At 71.2% G+C, this 18,440-nt stretch carries 13 protein-coding genes; 12 read left to right on the forward strand and 1 reads right to left on the reverse strand.

The annotated features are described in order from the left end of the window. Positions 1-201 precede the first annotated feature (201 nt). The 4 genes from lnt (at position 202) to ACIQWG_RS02610 (ending at position 5,247) form a co-directional block, all read left to right on the forward strand. Positions 202-1,812, forward strand: a complete 1,611-nt coding sequence (gene lnt / locus ACIQWG_RS02595; RefSeq protein WP_404089414.1) for an apolipoprotein N-acyltransferase — start codon at positions 202-204, stop codon at positions 1,810-1,812. 68 nt (positions 1,813-1,880) lie between these two features. Beyond that, positions 1,881-2,360 (forward strand): NUDIX hydrolase, encoded by a 480-nt coding sequence (locus ACIQWG_RS02600; RefSeq protein WP_404089416.1) that lies wholly within the window; start codon positions 1,881-1,883, stop codon positions 2,358-2,360. Between the two features lie 54 nt (positions 2,361-2,414). Continuing rightward, positions 2,415-3,224: a 3-hydroxybutyrate dehydrogenase gene (locus ACIQWG_RS02605; protein WP_404089418.1), complete on the forward strand. Its 810-nt coding sequence runs from the start codon at positions 2,415-2,417 to the stop codon at positions 3,222-3,224. A gap of 76 nt (positions 3,225-3,300) precedes the next feature. Next, on the forward strand, positions 3,301-5,247 hold the full coding sequence (locus ACIQWG_RS02610; protein ID WP_404089419.1) for a helix-turn-helix domain-containing protein: 1,947 nt from the start codon (positions 3,301-3,303) through the stop codon (positions 5,245-5,247). Positions 5,248-5,311: 64 nt separating this feature from the next. Here ACIQWG_RS02610 and ACIQWG_RS02615 read toward each other — a convergent pair whose 3' ends face one another. Continuing rightward, complete coding sequence (locus ACIQWG_RS02615) at positions 5,312-6,712, reverse strand: MFS transporter (RefSeq protein ID WP_404089421.1); 1,401 nt, start codon at positions 6,710-6,712, stop codon at positions 5,312-5,314. 752 nt (positions 6,713-7,464) lie between these two features. On the opposite strand from ACIQWG_RS02615, the gene ACIQWG_RS02620 reads away from it, so the two are divergent. The 8 genes from ACIQWG_RS02620 (at position 7,465) to ACIQWG_RS02655 (ending at position 18,339) form a co-directional block, all read left to right on the forward strand. After that, positions 7,465-9,201, forward strand: coding sequence for an ABC transporter ATP-binding protein (locus tag ACIQWG_RS02620; RefSeq protein WP_404089423.1), 1,737 nt, complete (start codon positions 7,465-7,467; stop codon positions 9,199-9,201). Then, complete coding sequence (locus ACIQWG_RS02625; RefSeq protein WP_404089425.1) at positions 9,198-11,012, forward strand: ABC transporter ATP-binding protein; 1,815 nt, start codon at positions 9,198-9,200, stop codon at positions 11,010-11,012. Before ACIQWG_RS02620 ends, ACIQWG_RS02625 begins: the two co-directional genes overlap by 4 nt. Further along, positions 11,009-11,188: a hypothetical protein gene (locus ACIQWG_RS02630; RefSeq protein ID WP_404089427.1), complete on the forward strand. Its 180-nt coding sequence runs from the start codon at positions 11,009-11,011 to the stop codon at positions 11,186-11,188. Before ACIQWG_RS02625 ends, ACIQWG_RS02630 begins: the two co-directional genes overlap by 4 nt. Beyond that, entirely contained in the window at positions 11,185-11,922 is a 738-nt protein-coding gene (locus ACIQWG_RS02635; protein ID WP_404089428.1) for a class I SAM-dependent methyltransferase, read from the forward strand. The genes ACIQWG_RS02630 and ACIQWG_RS02635 overlap by 4 nt, the downstream gene beginning before the upstream one ends. A gap of 61 nt (positions 11,923-11,983) precedes the next feature. Then, a complete protein-coding gene (locus tag ACIQWG_RS02640; protein WP_404089430.1) occupies positions 11,984-13,576 on the forward strand; it encodes an ABC transporter substrate-binding protein in 1,593 nt (530 codons plus the stop codon). Next, entirely contained in the window at positions 13,573-14,571 is a 999-nt protein-coding gene (locus ACIQWG_RS02645; RefSeq protein WP_404089431.1) for an ABC transporter permease, read from the forward strand. Before ACIQWG_RS02640 ends, ACIQWG_RS02645 begins: the two co-directional genes overlap by 4 nt. After that, complete coding sequence (locus ACIQWG_RS02650; protein WP_404089432.1) at positions 14,568-16,544, forward strand: dipeptide/oligopeptide/nickel ABC transporter permease/ATP-binding protein; 1,977 nt, start codon at positions 14,568-14,570, stop codon at positions 16,542-16,544. The genes ACIQWG_RS02645 and ACIQWG_RS02650 overlap by 4 nt, the downstream gene beginning before the upstream one ends. Further along, complete coding sequence (locus ACIQWG_RS02655; protein WP_404089434.1) at positions 16,537-18,339, forward strand: oligopeptide/dipeptide ABC transporter ATP-binding protein; 1,803 nt, start codon at positions 16,537-16,539, stop codon at positions 18,337-18,339. The genes ACIQWG_RS02650 and ACIQWG_RS02655 overlap by 8 nt, the downstream gene beginning before the upstream one ends. Positions 18,340-18,440 lie beyond the last annotated feature (101 nt).

An 18,440-nucleotide genomic window follows, 5' to 3' on the forward strand; every position in this document is an offset into this window, starting at 1 on the left:
GGTGGCCGAGGGGACGGGACGACGGCCTTCGAAGACTGGGCACAGATGATCGGCAGAAGGCGGCCGGCGGGATGGGCGCCCGGTCATTCCCCCAGGGGGTGTGACCACCCGCCACATCATGTGGCGGGTCCCTCTGTACTAAACCTCTCTGCCCACGGACCGCGCTGTCGGTGTCAAGGTCAACCGCCGTACACTCCCGGAGTGACCGTCACCGCAACCTCCGTGGACGAGTCGGACCAGCTGGAGCCGCAGACCGTGCCCACATCGCGCGCGGCACGGCTCGTGCGGCTGGTTCCGGCCCTAGCCGCGGCGCTCTCCGGAGTGCTGCTCTACGTCAGCTTCCCGCCGCGCACCCTGTGGTGGCTGTCCCTGCCCGCCTTCGCCGTCTTCGGCTGGGTGCTGCGCGGACGCAGCTGGAAGGCGGGCCTCGGCCTCGGCTATCTCTTCGGCTTGGGCTTTCTGCTGCCGCTGCTGGTGTGGACCGGCGTGGAGGTGGGTCCCGGCCCCTGGCTCGCGCTCGCCGCGATCGAGGCGGTCTTCGTCGCGCTGGTCGGCGCGGGAGTCGCAGTGGTGTCGAGACTGCCGGGTTGGCCGGTATGGGCGGCGGCGCTGTGGATCGCCGGTGAGGCGGCACGCGCGCGTGCGCCGTTCAGCGGCTTCCCCTGGGGCAAGATCGCGTTCGGACAGGCGGACGGCGTCTTCCTGCCGCTCGCCGCGGTGGGCGGCACTCCCGTACTCGGCTTCGCGGTGGTCCTGTGCGGCTTCGGGCTGTATGAGGTCGTCCGTCTCGTCCTGGAGCGTCGGCGCACCCGGGCCGTGCAGCGGTCCGCCGCGGCCGTCGCCCTGCTCAGCGTGGCCGTGCCCGTGGTCGGCGCGGTGGCCGCCCGGCCGCTGGTCAGCGACAAGGCCGAGGACGGCACGGCGACCGTCGCGGTCATCCAGGGCAACGTGCCGCGGGCGGGGCTGGACTTCAACGCCCAGCGGCGGGCCGTCTTGGACTACCACGCCCGTGAGACCGAGCGTCTGGCCGCCGAGATCAAGGCGGGCAAGGTCGAGCAGCCCGACTTCGTGCTGTGGCCCGAGAACTCCTCCGACATCGATCCCTTCGCCAACGCCGACGCCCGCGTCGTGATCGACACGGCGGCCAAGGCGATCGGTGCGCCCATATCGGTGGGTGGCGTTGTGGAGCGTGACGGCAAGCTGCTCAACGAGCAGATCCTGTGGGACCCGGACAAGGGTCCCGTCGACACCTACGACAAGCGGCAGATCCAGCCGTTCGGCGAGTACCTGCCGCTGCGCTCGCTGGTCGGGGCGATCAACGAGAACTGGACCTCGATGGTCCGCAAGGACTTCAGCCGGGGCAGCGAGCCGGGCGTGTTCACCATGGACGACGCCAAGGTCGGCCTCGTCACCTGCTACGAGGCGGCCTTCGACTGGGCGGTGCGCTCCGAGGTCACCGACGGCGCGCAGATGATCTCCGTACCGAGCAACAACGCCACCTTCGACCGCAGCGAGATGACCTACCAGCAGCTCGCCATGTCCCGCGTCCGCGCCGTCGAGCACAGCCGGACCGTCACCGTGCCGGTGACCAGCGGCGTCAGCGCGATCATCATGCCGGACGGCAGGATCACCCAGCGGACGGGCATGTTCGTCGCCGACTCGCTCGTTCAGAAGGTCCCACTGCGTTCCTCCGAGACGCCCGCCACGCGCCTTGGCATCCTGCCGGAGATCGCGCTGGTGCTGGTTGCCGCAGGCGGTCTCGGCTGGGCGATCGGCGCGGGCCTGCGCGCGCGACGCGCCGGTGACATGTAGCCGTACGCCCGCAGCACGCTCCTGGAACTCGCCGGGGGCGCCGCCGCCCGGCCGTTAGGGTCGGTGACATGGCTACTCCCGACTTCATTCGTACGATCAGGGCCTCTGCCGGTCACCAGCTGCTGTGGCTTCCCGGGGTCAGCGCCGTCGTCTTCGACGACGAGGGAAGGGTTCTGCTGGGGCAGCGCTCGGACAACCTCCAGTGGACGGTGATCAGCGGCATCCCCGACCCCGGTGAGCAGCCCGCGGTCTGTGCTGTTCGCGAGGTGTACGAGGAGACGGGTGTCGAGTGCGTCGCCGAGCGGGTCGTCCTCGTCAAGTCCGGCGATGAGATCACGTTCCCCAACGGCGACCACTGCCAGTTCATGGACATCACGTTCCGCTGCCGGGCCGTCGGTGGCGAGGCGCGTGTGAACGACGACGAGTCCGTGGAGGTGGGCTGGTTCGCGGTGGACGCGCTGCCCACCATGAGCGAGCGCCAGATCTTCCGGATCAAGCAGGCCCTGTCCGATGAACCCACGTGGTTCGAGCCCATGACCTCGGACTGAAGTATGGGTTTTGACCATATGTGGCCCGGCGGGGGCGCTGCCTAGGGTCGAGCCATGACCCCGCTCACCGCCCAGCCTGTTCCAGGTTCCTCCTCGCCTTCCCCGCTCGACCTGGGCGGTCGCACCGCCCTGGTCACCGGCGCCGCCGGTGGCATCGGCGCTGCCTGCGCGCTGCGGCTCGCGGCCGCCGGGGCCAAGGTAAGAGCGGTCGACCTGGACGCGGAGGGCCTGGAGAGGCTCGGCGATCGGGCCCGGGGCCTGGCGGGTGGCGTCGAACCACATGTCCTCGACCTCACCGACCTGGACGCCGCGGAACTCGCCGCCGCCGGCACCGACGTCCTCGTCAACAACGCCGGGCTGCAACTGGTGCGCCCCATCGAGGAGTTTCCGCCCGACGTCTTCCACACGGTTCTCACGGTGATGCTGGAGGCGCCGTTCCGGCTCATCCGTGGTGCCCTGCCCCATATGTATGGGCAGGGGTGGGGGCGGATCGTCAATGTGTCCTCCGTACATGGGCTGCGCGCCTCAGCCTTCAAGTCGGCCTATGTGGCCGCCAAACATGGTCTGGAGGGACTCTCCAAGACCGCCGCTCTCGAGGGCGCACCACATGGCGTCACCTCGAACTGTGTGAACCCCGCCTACGTGCGCACCACACTGGTCGAGAAGCAGCTCACCGACCAGGCGCGAGCGCACGGCATCCCCGAGGAGCGGGTCCTGTCCGAGGTTCTGTTGCAGGACAGCGCGGTCAAGCGGCTCATCGAACCCGAGGAGGTCGCCGAGGCCGTGGCGTACCTGTGCGGCCCACAGGCGTCCTTCGTGACCGGCACCTCGCTGGTGCTCGACGGTGGCTGGACCGCGCACTGACCGGCCGGGGCTGGCGGAATTTCGCAGTTATCCACAGGGCTGACGGGCTGGCGGTGCGATGAGCAATCCTGTCGGCATGTCTCGCGATCACGTGCAACCCGCAGAGCGCTTCCCGGCCGCTGCCGAAGCGTCCCTGAGCAGCGCCGAGACGCCGTTCCTGGAGCTGCTGGCCAGGGGTGCGTCCGCCGAAGCCTACGAGCAGCCGGTGCTGCTCGCCCGTGCCGAGGGCAGATCCACCGAGTGGATCGTAGCCCTCGAACAGGCCAAGCTGCTCGCGCTGCGCGTGCGCTCCGAGTTGGAGGGGCGTCGCAGGCGCGAAGCCGAGCTGTCGGCCCTCTTCGAGACCGCCCACGACCTGGCGGGCCTGCGGGACCTGGACGCCGTACTCCAGGCGATCGTGCAGCGCGCCCGATCGCTGCTCGGCACCGACGTCGCCTATCTCAGCCTCAACGACCCGGCCAGGGGCGACACCTATATGAGGGTCACCGAGGGCTCGGTCGCCGCCCGCTTCCAGCAACTACGGCTCGGCATGGGGGAGGGGCTCGGCGGACTCGTCGCCCAGACCGCCCGCCCCTACGTCACCGACGACTACTTCAAGGACGACCGCTTCCAGCACACGCTGTCCATCGACGCCGGTGTGCGCGACGAGGGGCTGGTCGCCATCCTCGGCGTGCCGTTGATGCTGGGGCACCACGTCATCGGAGTCCTCTTCGCCGCCGACCGGCGCGCCCGGGTCTTCGAGCGCGAGGAGGTCGCCCTGCTCGGCTCCTTCGCCGCCCTCGCCGCGGCCGCCATCGACACCGCCAACCTGCTCACCGAGACCCGCTCGGCCCTCGCCGAGCTGGAGCGCGCCAACGAGATCATCCAGGACCGCAGCGGAGTCATCGAACGCGCCTCCGACGTGCACGACCGGCTCGCCCAACTCGTACTGCACGGCGGTGGGGTGCACGACGTGGCCGCCGCCGTCTCCCAAGTCCTGGACGGAGTCGTGGAGTTCGTCGAGGCCGCCACCGCACCGGCCGAAGCCCTGGAGGCATCCCGTGCCGAGGGTCACGCCGTTCGGTACGCCGACGACTGGATCGCCGCCGTAGTCGCGGGCGGTGAACTCCTCGGCGCCCTGGTCCTGCGAGGCCACCCCGGCCTCGACCCCGTCGACCAGCGCACACTGGAACGAGCCGCTACGGTCACCTCGCTGCTGCTCCTCGCCCGCCGTTCCGCGGCCGAGGCCGAACAGCGCGTCCGGGGCGAGCTGTTGGACGACCTGCTCGACGCACGCGACCGCGACCCGCGGCTGCTGCGTGAACGAGCGGCGCGGCTCCATGCCGACCTCGACGCGACCCACGTCGTCCTCGCCGCCCGCCTCGACACCGTGGCGGACGACGCCGAACAGGAGGCCGCCGCCCGCAGGCGACTGTGGTCCGCCGCGTCCCACCTGGCCGCGACCCGGCACGGCCTGGCCGTCGCCCGCGACGGCGGCACGGTGCTGCTTCTGCCCCTGGAGACGGGGGACACGGCCACCGCGGTTGCCCGCCGCGCAGCCCGCCACCTCGGCACGGCCGTCCACGAGGCGGTCACCGTCGGCGCCTCCGGGCCGGTCAAGAACCTGGCCGCCCGACCGGACGCCGTGGCAGCCGCCTACGAGGAGAGCCGGCGCTGCCTCGACGCGATGGGTCTGCTCGGCCGTTCCGGGGACGGCGCCGCCGCGGAGGACTTCGGGTTCCTGGGACTGCTGCTGGGCGGAGACCGCGACATCGCGGGCTTCGTCGACCGCACGATCGGCCGGGTCGTCGCCTACGACGAACGGCGCGGAACCGATCTGTTGCAGACCCTCGACGCGTACTTCGCCTGCGGGATGAGCCCCGCCCGCACCAAGGACGAACTGCACGTCCATGTGAACACGGTCGCGCAGCGCCTGGAGCGCGTCGGCCGCCTCCTCGGTGCCGACTGGCAGACCCCGGCGCGAGTCCTGGAGATCCAACTGGCCCTGCGGCTGCACCGGTTGTCGGCGCCGTCACAACGCTGACCCCCGCACGCCGCGGCGTACGGGGGTCGGTTCCCTCCATTCGGCCGCGCGGGCCGCGGGTGGGTCAGACGGAGTGTGCGTCGGCCGCCCGGGCCGCCGGAGGCTCTGCCCCCTCCGAGGGGTCTACGTCGGCCAGGTCCCGGTGGCGGGTCTCCTTGGCGGCGCCGACCGCGATCACCGTGAGGACGGCCGCGGCGATGACGTAGAGGGCGATCGGGGTGGAGCTGCCGTAGTCGTTCAGCAGCGCGGTGGCGATCAGCGGTGCGGGCGCACCCGCCGCGACGGACGCGAACTGGGCACCGATCGAGGCACCGGAGTAACGCATCCGGGTCGCGAACATCTCCGAGAAGAAGGCGGCTTGGGGTGCGTACATGGCGCCGTGGAGTACCAGGCCCACGGTCACCGCGAGGATCAGGTTCCCGAAGCCACCGGTGTCGATGAGCCGGAAGAACGGGAACATCCACAGCCCGACGCCCACCGCACCGATCAGGTAGACGGGACGGCGACCGATCCGGTCCGACAGCGCGCCCCAGCCGGGTATGACCGCGAAGTGAACGGCGGAGGCGATGAGGACCGCGTTGAGCGCCGTCTGCTTGGAGACGCCGGCCGAGGTCGTGGCGTAGACGAGGATGAACGCCGTGATCACGTAATAGCTGATGTTCTCCGCCATACGAGCGCCCATCGCCACCAGCACATCACGCCAGTGGTGCCGCAGCACGGACACGAGCGGCAGCTTCTCGGCGGCGGTGGTGTCGGCAGATCCGGCGCGCGCCACCTTCCGCGCTTCGGCTTGTGCCAACGCCTGCTTGAACACAGGCGATTCATCGACAGACAGACGAATCCACAAACCGACGATCACCAGCACACCGGAGAGCAGGAACGGGATCCGCCAGCCCCAACTGACGAAGGCGCTCTCCGACAGCAGGGCCGTCAGCAGGGACAGCACACCGGTCGCCAGCAACTGCCCCGCCGGCGCCCCGGTCTGCGGCCACGAGGCCCAGAAGCCACGCCGCCGCTCGTCCCCGTGCTCCGACACCAGCAACACGGCTCCGCCCCACTCACCACCGAGCGCGAAGCCCTGCACCAGCCGCAGCACGGTCAGCAGTACCGGCGCGGCGGAGCCGATGGTCGCGTGCGTCGGCAGCAGCCCGATCGCGAAGGTCGCCCCACCCATCAGCAGCAGACTCAGCACCAACAGCTTCTTACGGCCGAGCCGGTCACCGTAGTGCCCGAAGACCAGCGCGCCCAACGGCCGTGCGGCGAACCCGACGGCGTAAGTCAGGAACGACAGCAGGGTGCCGACGAGCGGGTCGGAGCCGGGAAAGAAGAGCTTGTTGAAGACGAGGGCGGCGGCCGATCCGTAGAGGAAGAAGTCGTACCACTCGATGGTGGTGCCGATGAGGCTTGCGGCGACGATGCGCTTGAGATTCCCGGGTGGTGGGGGAGCGGTTGTAGCGGAGGCCATGTGCGCCACTTCCTCGTGTGCGGTGGGGACGGGTGTGTGTTCGCACACGGTAGGAATCTGCTGGTCAGGGGCACATGTGGTGGGACTACATAGTTCGGGGGTGGGGTGTGCGTGTTGCCCCTATGCCAGTGCTAGGAAGGCCATCCCGTGAGCTTGGTTGGTGGCGGAACAGACCCTGTCTGTGTTGCGCATTTCGGGCTCATTTGACGGGGGAGTGCTGACGCCCGTGCTGGTTTCGTGCTGACCAAAAGCCCACGTCATCACCTGCCTTCGGCGCTCCCGTGCTGACTTGGTGCTGACCACACTGCGTTGAACGCGGTCATCAGGAGACTGATCGGACAGAGACCGTCGCTGGTCCGGCATGGAGTTGAGGCCGGTTGTCCGCTCGGGTAGCCGAGTCGCGGGCGGCGGTCAACCGCAGTGCTGGAAGCCCTTGCCCGTGCGGTCGAGCGGGCCGGCAGGCGGGGAGAGCAGGCGGCCCGCAACGCGTCTCGCGCGGCGAACCGGCTGAAGTCGGGGGCGCCGAGGGCCTCCTGGCGGTCGGTGAGGAAGGGGTTGGGCAGCAGGATCGTCATCATCTGCTCGTCGCGGCGGTAGAGCAGAATCAAAAATGACAACCATTTAACTTGATGTCTTCGAAGGCTTGACGGCGCCATGGCGATGGGTTAGTTCTTGCCAAGAGGTTGCAATAAGCCTCCGTCCGGGGCCGAGCGTCCCACGAAGCCAGCCCGCCCGGGCGGAGAGGATGTTTCGTGCGATCGGCGGTTGGCCTCTTCCTGTCCTTCTCGCAGCGCGCCCGGATCGAGGTCGCCGGGCTGGTCGTCCTGCTTCTGCTCGTCACCGCCACCTACATCGGTCAAGGCGTGTTGATCGCGGGGCTGTTGGCGGACGTGCTCGGCGGCGCCTCGGTGGGCGAACTGTCGGGCCCGGTGGTCGGGATCGTGGCGCTGCAGCTCGCCCGGATCGCCGTGATCGTGCTCCGCGACAGCTGGGCGCCCCGCGTCTCCGGCCGGGTGAAGGAGACGGTGCGGCAGCGGCTCACGGCGAAGCTGATCGAGATCGGACCGGGTCAGGCTCAGCAACTGCGCACCGGAGAACTGCAGTCCACCGTCGTCGACTCGGTGGAACTGCTCGATCCCCTGATCGGTCGTTTCGTGCCGTCGGTGTACGCGTCCATGCTCGGAGCCGGCGCGGCATCGGCATGCATCATGGTGATCGACCCGCTGGTCGGTGTCATCGTGCTGGTGTGCGCCCTCCTGGCGCCGCTGTCCCAGCTGCTCGGCGCGCGGTGGATCAAGGATCGCGGTGATCGCTGGATGCGGTCCTACCGTGGCCTGTACGCCGAGAACCTCGACGCCGTTCAAGGCATGGCGACGCTCAAGGCGTTCAACGCCAGCGGGCGCCGTGGACGGGAATTGGCCGACCGGGCCGAGGCTTTCTGCGTGGACTCGATCCGGCTCATGTGGTCCTGGGCCGCCTCCTCCAGCGTCGCGCAGCTGCTGGTGCCGATCGGGACCACCGCGGCGGTCGCGCTCGGCGCCTGGCACGCGGCCCGGGGTTCGATCAGCGTTGCCGGGCTCTTCGTCATTCTCATGCTCACCCGGGAGACGTTCCGGCCGATGCACGACCTGGAGGCCGCCTACCACGCCGCGTACTCCGCGATCCCGGCGAGCGTCGGCGTCGCGGAGCTGCTGCGGCTCGACCCGGACGTGACCGAGCCGGCCACGGCGGCCCCCGCGCTCACCGAGGACCCGCCGGGTCTGACGTTCTCGGACGTCTCCTTCACCTATCCGACGCGACATGCGCCGGCCCTGGGGGACTTCAGCCTGACGGTGGCGCCGGGTGAGCGACTGGCGGTCGTCGGCCGTTCCGGCGCGGGCAAGAGCACGCTGATCGCGCTGCTGATGCGCTACTTCGACCCCGACGACGGTGTGATTCGGCTCGGCGGGCGGGACATCCGCGAACTGCCGCTGGCACAGCTGCGCGCACTCGTCGGCGTCGTGTCCCAGGACACGTATCTCTTCCACGGCACCGTCCGGGACAACCTGCTGCTGGCCAAGCCGGACGCGCGGTCGGAGGAGCTGGACCGGGTGACGGCGGCAGCTCGTGCCGACAAATTCATCCACGCGCTGCCGCAGGGCTACGACACCGTGATCGGTGAACGCGGGCTGAAGCTGTCCGGCGGCGAACGGCAACGGCTGGCGATCGCACGTGCCCTGCTCAAGGACGCGCCGGTCCTGGTTCTCGACGAGCCGACGTCCAGCGTGGACGCCGCGAACGAGGCTGAGATCACCCAGGCACTGACCGAGCTGATGCGTGGCCGGACGAGCGTCGTCATCGCGCACCGGCTGTCCACGGTCCGCGACGCCGACCGGATCGTGGTGATGGACAGCGGCCTCGTGGTCGAGGCGGGCAGCCACGCCGACCTGCTCGGCTCAGCCGGTGCGTACGCCGAGCTCGTCGCCACGCAGACGGGAGCGACGCGATGACCGCTGTCACCCACGACCACGACCACCTGCACGACACCGGCGGTGAGGATCGCGCGCGGCCGAGGCCGCGGTCGTTGAGTGCCCGGCTGCGGGTGCTCATGCCGCTGCTCGGGGAGCACCGGAGGCTGATCGCCGTCGCCTATCTCGCGGGCGCTGTGCACCAGTTGCTCGCGCTCGCTTCGGCCGGGATCGGCGCGTACGTGGTCGCGCTCGCGGCGACCGGTACCCCGGCCGGGGAACTCACCGGGTGGATCGTGCTGTTGGCGGTGCTCATCGTGCCGCTCGCCTTCTTCAACGTGGCCGACAGCGTGTTCGCCCACGTCGCCGCCTTCCGTGCCCTGGCCGACACCCGCGGCAAGGTGTACGCGGCCTTCGAGCGGCTTTCCCCCGGGTACATGCTCGAACGCCGGTCAGGTGACCTGGGATCGGCGGCGATCGCCGACGTCGAGCAGATCGAGCTCTTCTTCGCGCACACGCTGAGCCCGCTCGCGGTCGCCACCACGATCCCGGTGGCGACCACGGTGGCACTGGGCAGCTTCCACTGGTCACTGGCGGTGGCGTTGCTGCCGGTGCTGCTGGTGCTCGCCTCGGTGCCGGCCTGGCTGCGCCGCCGGGCCGAGGCGCACGGCCGGGACCTGCGCGAGTCACTCGGCCGGATCGGCGCCGACAGCGCCGACACCTTCCAGGGCCTGCGCGAGCTGGTCAACTTCGGTGGCCGGGAGCAGCGGCTGGAGCTGTTGCGCCGGGAGGGCTCGCGGCTCGTGGCGGCGAAGGCGCGGCACGGTCGGCGCTCCGGAATCGAATACTCCGCGACGGACACCATCGCCCTCGTCGGCATCCTCGTGGTACTGGTGCTCGGCGCCCGCCTGGTGGCCGAGGGCGAACTGGCCGCCACCGCCTTCCCCGTCGCCGTCGTGCTGGCCGCGATGTCGATGATGCCCGTGCTCAAGGTGACCGAGGTCGCCCGGGAGCTGTCGGTGGTGGCCGCCGCCGCGGAACGCATCGTCACGTTGATCGAGCAGCCTCCCCCGGTGACCGACCTGGTCGACTCCGCGCCCGCCGGCCCGATCACGCCGGTCGTGCGCTTCGACGGAGTCGGCTTCGCCTACCGCGACGACCTGCGGCCCGCCGTCGAGGACGTCTCCTTCGAGATCCGCCCCGGAGAGACCGTGGCACTGGTCGGGCACTCCGGGGCCGGCAAGTCCACCTGCGCCAACCTGCTGCTGCGGTTCTGGGACGCGGCCGCCGGATCCATCACGGTCGGCGGGCACGACGTGCGCGACTTCCCGGCCGAGGACCTGCGCCGGCTGATGACACTGGTGCCGCAGGACACGTTTCTGTTCAACACGTCCCTGCGGGAGAACATCCGGCTCGGCCGCGCGGACGCCACCGACGCGGAGGTCGAGGCGGCTGCCCGGGCCGCCCAGGCGCACCAGTTCATCGCCGAGCTGCCCCACGACTACGACACGGTGGCCGGAGAGCTCGGCGCCAGGATGTCCGGCGGGCAGCGGCAGCGCATCGCGATCGCCCGCGCGCTGCTCAAGGACGCGCCGATCCTCGTCATGGACGAGGCGGTGTCCAACCTCGACGCCGCCAGCGAACAGGCCGTCACCGCGGCGATGAACAGTGCCATGAAGGGGCGTACCACGCTGGTCATCGCGCATCGGCTGTCCACCATCCGCACCGCTGACCGGATCGTCGTCCTGGACCGGGGCCGGGTCGCCGAGACCGGCACCCACGCCGAGCTGGTCGCCGCCGACGGCCGCTACGTCAGCCTGCTCGCCGCTCAGCTCGACGAGGAGTCAGCGTGACTGCCGGCACCGGCCCTCCCGCGCGAACTCCGTTGTGCAGGACGTCGCCGGCGTACCGGCCCGGCGCGCGGGACAGGACCCTCCCGCTGGACGTCGCCCACATCAGGCACGCGCTGCCGGCCGTCGGTGGCCTGGAGCAGCTCGCCGAGGAAGAGGAACTGGAGCAGCCGGAATGACCGATTCCGACGTGCAGGAACCCATCACGTCGTACTGGAGCGGCCACGGCCCCGACTACGACGCGCACCCGACGAGCCGGCTGCACATGGGTGAGGCCACACAGCGCTGGCAGCAGGTCTGGGCCTCGGCGCTGCCCCAGGCACCGGCCGACGTGCTCGACGTCGGCACCGGCACCGGCCAGGTCGCGGTCCACCTGTGGCAGTTGGGGCACCGGGTCACCGGGGTCGATCTCGCCGAGGGGATGCTGGACCTCGCCCGCGCCAAGGCCGCGGAGTTGGACGACCCGCCGGTCTTCCGGGTCGGGGACGCCGTGCGCCCGCCGTTGCCCGCCGCCTCCTTCGATGCCGTCACCGCGCGGTACCTGCTGTGGACGCTGCGCGAACCGGTGCAGGCGCTGCGGAACTGGCGCGAGCTGCTGCGGCCCGGTGGGCATCTCGCCGTCGTCGACGGGCTGTGGTTCGCGAACGGGATCGACACCTCCCGGGACACGCCGGACAGGGCCGTGTTCCGCTCCGCCTACCAGCCCCATGTGGTGCAGGCGCTGACGCTCGCGGAGTCCGCGGATCCGCAGGACTTCGCCGCGGCGGTCCGCGACGCGGGCTTCGTCGACGTGCGGATCCGTGACCTGCCGGAGATCCAGGCCGCGGAGTTGGAGCTTTCCCGCGATCCTGCGGTGGGCCACCAGGTGGACCCCCGGATGCAGTTCCTCATCACCGCGCGGCGGGCGCCGTGAGGAATGCGCGACGCCTCGCCGGGAGCACGCCCGCCGCCGCCCGCACGATTGGAGTTTCCGCGTGAGCCCTCCCCGCCGCCACCCCCGGACCGGTCGGTTCCGGTCGCTGACGGCCGGTCTCGCCGCCGCCATGCTCACCCTCACCGCCTGCCAGTCCGGCGAGCCGAACGCCGGTACGCCGAAGGCAGGAGGGACCCTTCGTATCGGCCTGGCCTCCGAGTCCGGGGCACTGGACCCGCATACGTTCAGCGCCAACTTCCTCGTCCTCGACGGCGTTTTCGACGCGCTCGTCGGCTATGGCCCCAACGGGAAGCTGCAACCGGAGCTGGCCGAGTCCTGGACCGTGGCTCCGGACGGCAAGTCGGTCGAGTTCGACCTGCGCGACGGCGTGACCTTCCACGACGGGACCGCGTTCGACGCCAAGGCGGTCAAGTGGAACTTCGACCGCTGGGTCGGCAAGAAGGACTTCGCCTTCTTCCGTGCCTCCAAGGTGATCACCGGTGTCGAGGTGGTCGACCCGGACACGGTCAAGCTGAAGCTCTCCGAGCCGTACGACCCCCTGTTGCAGGAACTGTCGATCGCCCGGCCGGTGCGTTTCCTCAGCCCTGCCTCGGCCGGCGCCGGCGGGAAGTTCTCCGCACCGGTGGGCACCGGGCCGTGGAAGTTCGTCTCCAACTCCGCAACGGGTGCCGTCCTGGAACGGAACGACGCGTACTGGGGGCGGAAACCGCTGTTGGACCGCCTGGAGTTCAAGGTCATACCGGACTCCCAGTCGCGCGTGGCCGCGTTGCGCAACGGTGAGCTGGATGTCATCGGCGGCTCCTATCTGGCCCCGATCACCCCGGTCGAGGCGAAGTCGTTGAGCAAGGGCGGTGGTGGAGCACGGCTTATCACCGGCGAGCCCGATGTCACGGTCATGCTCGGGTTCAACCCGAAGGGCCCGGCCGGGGACAAGGCCGTCCGTGAGGCGGTGGCCAAGGCGCTCGACCGCAAGGCCCTCATCAAGGCGCTCTACCTCGGCTACGGCGAGCCGGCGTCGCGCTTCTTCCCGCCCGCCGTCCCCGACTCCGGCGCCGACCAGACCTTCACCTTCGACAAGGCCGCCGCCGAGAAGGCGCTCGACGCCGCCGGCTACACCCGCTCCGGCGACACCCGCAGCAAGGACGGCAAGCCGCTGCGTCTGCGGTTCCTGGTGTCCGCCAACGCCAACGGCATGCAGGACGCCCGCGGCAGCGCCGAAGCGGTGGCCGGGGCACTTAAAGAGGTCGGGATCGCCACCGACATCGTCTTCGTCGACGACACCGCCTACTACGAGGACAAAGCGGCCGGCAAGTGGGACATCGCGTTCTTCGAGACCTACGGTGCCCCGTACGACCCGTCGAGCACGGCGGTCGCTTTCCTCGCCGAGGGCGCCGAGTCCCCGGTGTTCGCGACCGGCGCCTACGACCGGCTGGTCGACGCCGCGCTGTTCGCCCGCGACCCGAAGGACCGCAAGGCCAGATACCAGGCGCTCTACGACGCGCTGTACGCCGACGCCGGCTATGTGCCGATCGCCTACCGCACGCGCTTGTGGGCCGTGCGTGACAGCGTGACCGGGTTCGCCATCCCGACCACCGAGTACGACCTCGAGCTCAACGGCGTCGGCCTGAGGTGAGCACGTCCGCATCGACCGGTCCGTGGCGTGCGGTACGTGCGCCCCGGACCGGCGCCACGGTGGCGGGGTTCCTGCTGCGCCGCGCGGCAGGTCTCGTCGTGGTCCTGCTCGCCCTGTCGGTGATGACGTTCGCCCTGGCCCAACTCGCCCCAGGCGACCCGGCCCGGGCCGTGGCCGTGGACCGGATCGGGCCTGCCGCCACCGCCGCGGACATCGAGGCGGTACGCGCCGAGCTCGGCCTGGACGGCCCGGTGGCCGAGCAGTACCTCCGGTTCCTCGGCAACGCGCTCACCGGAGATCTCGGTCAGTCGTACCGGACCGGGCAGCCGGTGACCGCCGAGCTGGCCGGCCGCGTGCCGGTCACCCTCGGGCTGGCCTTGCTCGGCGGTGGTCTCGGTGTGGCACTCGGTCTGGCCATCGGCCTCGCGTCGGTGCGCGCCCGCGGGCGGTTCGTACGGGGGGCGCTGCGTACGGTCGGTCTTACCGCCTCCGCGGTCCCACCCTTCTGGCTCGGCTATCTGCTGGTGCTCTACCTCGCGTTGACGCTCGGCCTGGTACCCACCGGCGGCATGGCCGGACCGAGCACGTGGCTTCTGCCCATGGTCGTCCTCGCTCTTCCGTTGGCAGGGGTACTCAGCCGGGTCGTCGCGGTCACTGTGGCCGACGCACTGGCCGCACCCCACATCCAGGCCGCCGTGGCCCGGGGTGCCTCGCCGCGCCGCATCCTGCTGCGTGAGGCGCTGCCGAACGCGGCCGGGCCGGTACTGACCGTGGCCGGGTTCACCGTTGCCGGGCTGCTCGTCGGCACCGTCATCGTCGAGCAGATCTTCGGCTGGCCGGGGGTCGGAGACTACTTCGCCCAGGCCGTCGCAGCGCGGGACCTGCCGGCCCTGCAAGGCGGCGTCGCCTACTTCGGGTTCGCCATCGTGGCCGCCAACGCGGCCGCCGACGCGCTGCACGGCCTTGTCGACCCACGAGTCCGGAGCGTGCGGTGATCAGACGTCAGCGTGGGGCCGGCACGGCCCAGTCCCGTCGCCGCCAGCGAACGACGGTCGCGGCCCTGCCCCTGGTCGGATTCATCCTGCTCGGCCTGAGCGCCCCCTGGCTGATGCCGTACGACCCCACCGCCAACGACCTGGCCGCCACACTGCAGGCCCCCGGGGGACAACACCTGCTCGGCACCGACCAGCTCGGTCGCGACCAACTGTCGCGGCTTCTCCAGGCGGCCCGGATCTCCCTGACGGTCACGGCTGCCGTGCTGCTGCTCTCGATCGCCCTCGGCGTGATCCTCGGTGTCACCGCCGGATACGTGGGCCGCGCCTTCGACCGGATGCTGGTCGGGCTGGCCGACGTCGCGATGGCCGCCCCCGGTCTGCTGGTCGCGTTGGCCGTCATCGGTGTCCGAGGGCCGGGCACGGAGAACATCGTGCTGGCCCTCGCCCTCACCGGGTGGGCACCTTACGCGCGGATCGCTCGCGCCCAGGTCCGCAGCGCCCGCAGCGGGGTGCACCTGGACGCGCTGCGGGTGCTCGGTGCACCCCGCCGCCGGATCGTCGGGCGGCACCTGCTCCCGGCCACCATCGGCCCCTGCCTCGTCTACGCCAGCACCGACATCGGGATCATCGTGCTGGCCGTGGCGTCGTTGAGCTTCCTCGGGCTCGGCGTCCCACCACCCGACGCGGAATGGGGGGCGATGCTCGTCGAGGCACGGCCCTTCCTGGACTCCGCGTGGTGGCTGGCCTATCCGCCCGGGATCGCCATCACCGCGGTCGTGCTGGCGGCGAACCTGCTGGGCGAGAACCTCACGACCGGCGACCGGGCACGGCCGTCGGCGTTCTTCGTCGGGCGGCGGGTTCCGCGCCGGCGCCCGAAGCCGGCCGACCCGTCCGTGAAGGCCCCCGTCCCGGCCGGGCCCGCCGCGGACCGTGCGGAGTCCGCAGAGGAGAGTGCGGAGTCCGCACAGGAGCGCGCTGTCTTCGAAGTCCAGGCCCTGAACGTCTCCTACGGCGATCGGCAGGTCGTGGCCGACGTATGCCTTCGCCTGGCGGCCGGGGAGATCCTGGCGCTGGTGGGGGAGAGCGGGAGCGGCAAGTCGAGCTCGGCGCTGGGGCCGCTGGGCCTGCTCGGTCCATCGGCGCGGGTGAGCGGCTCGGCTCTGCTGCGGACCTCAGACGGCACGCTCGACCTGATCGAGGCTCCGGAGTCGGCCCTGCGGCAGCTCTACGGGCGGGAGATCGGCGTCGTCTTCCAGGACAGCCTGGCCGCCCTGAACCCGCTGCGTACCGTCGGCGCATCGCTCGATCAGGCCATCCGGCTGTCCGGCTTCGCGACGGACCGGGCCGCGGTCCGGCTCCGGCGCGCCTCTCTGTTGGACGCCGTCGGGCTGCCCGACGCCGCACCGCGCTATCCGCACCAACTCTCCGGAGGTATGCGCCAGCGGGTCCAACTCGCCATCGCGGTGGCCGGCGAGCCGCGCCTGCTCATCGCCGACGAACCCACCTCCGCCCTGGACGTCACGGTGCAGGCGGACATCCTCGCCCTGCTGCGGCGCTACCGCGACCGGACCGGGGCCGCCATCCTGCTGGTGACTCATGACCTCGGGGTCGTCGCCGAGGTCGCCGACTCCGTCGCCGTCGCCTACGCCGGTCGGATCATCGAGCACGGGCGGGCCCACCGGGTGCTCACCCGGCCGGACCACCCCTACACCCAGGGCCTGCTCGCCGCCGTGCCCGACCTCGCCGTCGCGCCCGGAACTCCGTTCGTGACCTTGCCCGGCGCGCCCGGCGCCGGACCGGACGACGTCGCCGGGTGCTCCTTCGGGCCGCGTTGCCCTCTCGTCCAACCCCGCTGCGCCGCCGAGGTGCCCGCACTGGACCCGGTGGGTGAGACCCATTGGTCTCGCTGTGCGCGCCACCCCTCGGCCGAGGCGGCCGTCCGACCCCGGCCCCGCGGAGGCGCCCGTGCTTGAGATCGACGCATTGACGGTCGGCTACCCCGGACGGGGCGGACGGGGCGGGCCGGTGCTGACCGACGTGTCGCTGCGGGTCGAGCGGGGCGAGATCCTCGCGCTGGTGGGGGAGTCCGGCTGCGGCAAGTCGACGCTGGCCCGGACCGCGGTCGGCCTGCTCGAACCGGATCGCGGTGCCGTGCGGGTCGCCGGGGCGGACGTGCACCGGGCGCGGGGGCGGGCGGCGCGCGACGTGCGGCGCCGGTGTCAGATGGTCTTTCAGGACGCCGGGCTCTCGCTGAGCCCGCGTCTGAGCGTCCACGAGGCGATCCGCGAACCGCTGCGGATCCACAAGACTGGCAGCCGCGCCGAGCAGAAGGCCCGTGTCGAGCACCTCCTGCACACCGTCGGGCTGGGGCCGGAACTCGCTGACCGACGCCCGGGGGAACTGTCCGGTGGACAACGTCAGCGCGTCGCCATCGCGCGCGCCCTCGCTCTGGAACCAGACGTGCTGATCTGCGACGAGCCGGTCACGGCGCTCGACGTCTCCATCCAGGCCGGGGTGCTCAACCTGCTGTCCGAACTGCGGGACCGGCTCGGGCTGGCGTGCCTGTTCATCGCCCACGACCTGGCCGTCGTGCAGCGGCTGGCCGACCGTATCGCGGTCATGTACGGCGGCCGGGTCGTGGAACAGGCCGGCAGCGCGACGTTCGCCGTGGCACCGCTGCACCCGTACACCAAAAAACTGCTCGCCGCGGCACCAGCGCTGAACTCCCAGCATCGCCCGCGACCCGTCGAGGAGCCGGCGATCCGACCGCTGCCCTCGCCGGCCGCCCGGGACGGGTGCAGCTTCCGCGTCCGGTGCCCGGACCGTGTCGCGGCTTGCGAGTCCAGACCGCCCCTGATCTCGCTGGCCGCCCCGCAGCCCCGCCCCGCAGCCCACACCGGCCACGACGTGGCCTGTCACCTGCCTGGCCCAGGCCGCCCCTCGTCCGATCATCACGGCAACCTGGAGAAGTCCATGACCGATACCGCCGAACCCACCGACACCTGGACCGATCTGCTCACCCGCTGGGACCGGCAGCAGGACCTCTACATCGAACAACGCGAGCGCCGCTTCGACGTCATGTTCGACTTCCTCGGCGAACTCGCCCCAGGACCCGCCCCCGCCGTGCTCGACCTCGCCTGCGGCCCCGGCGCGATCAGCGACCGGCTGCTGCGCCGGTATCCCGGGGCACGCGCCGTCGCCGTCGATGTCGACCCGGTGCTCCTGACGATCGGGCAGGGTGCGTGCGGGGACCACGGCGGCCGGCTTCGCTGGGTCCGGACCGACCTGCGCACCCCCGACTGGGTCACCGCCCTCGACGAGGACGGCAGGCCAGGCACCTTCGACGCGGTCCTGTCCAGCACCGCGCTGCACTGGCTGGGCCCGCCGGAGCTGGTCGCGGTGTACCGCGCCGCCGCGACTCTGCTCAAGCCCGGTGGCGTGCTGATCAACGCCGACTACTTCCCGGCCGGGCCGCGGAACAAGCGGATCAGGGGGGCCTGCGCCGCCGTCAACGCCCGCCGGCAGTCCGCCGCGCTCGCCCGCGGCGCCGAGGACTGGGGGACCTGGTGGAAGAGCGCGGAGTCCGTGCCCGCCTTGGGCGAGGCCGTCGACACCCGACGCCAGATCTGGCCGGAGGGCACCAAGGGCAAGTGGGCCTCCGCGGGCATCGACTATCACGAGGCCGCGCTCCGGGAGGCGGGCTTCGCCGAGGTCGACGTCGTGTGGCAGGACCTCGAGGAGCGGGTGCTGGTCGCGCTGATGCCGTGACGGCCGGGCAGTCGAGATCCGTCCCGGCGAGACGGTCGCGCTGGTGGGACAGTCGGGAGCGGGCATGTCGACCTGCGCCAACCTGGCTGGGGTTGTGGGAC

Source organism: Streptomyces sp. NPDC098781 (assembly GCF_044759995.1).
Lineage (GTDB): Bacteria > Actinomycetota > Actinomycetes > Streptomycetales > Streptomycetaceae > Streptomyces.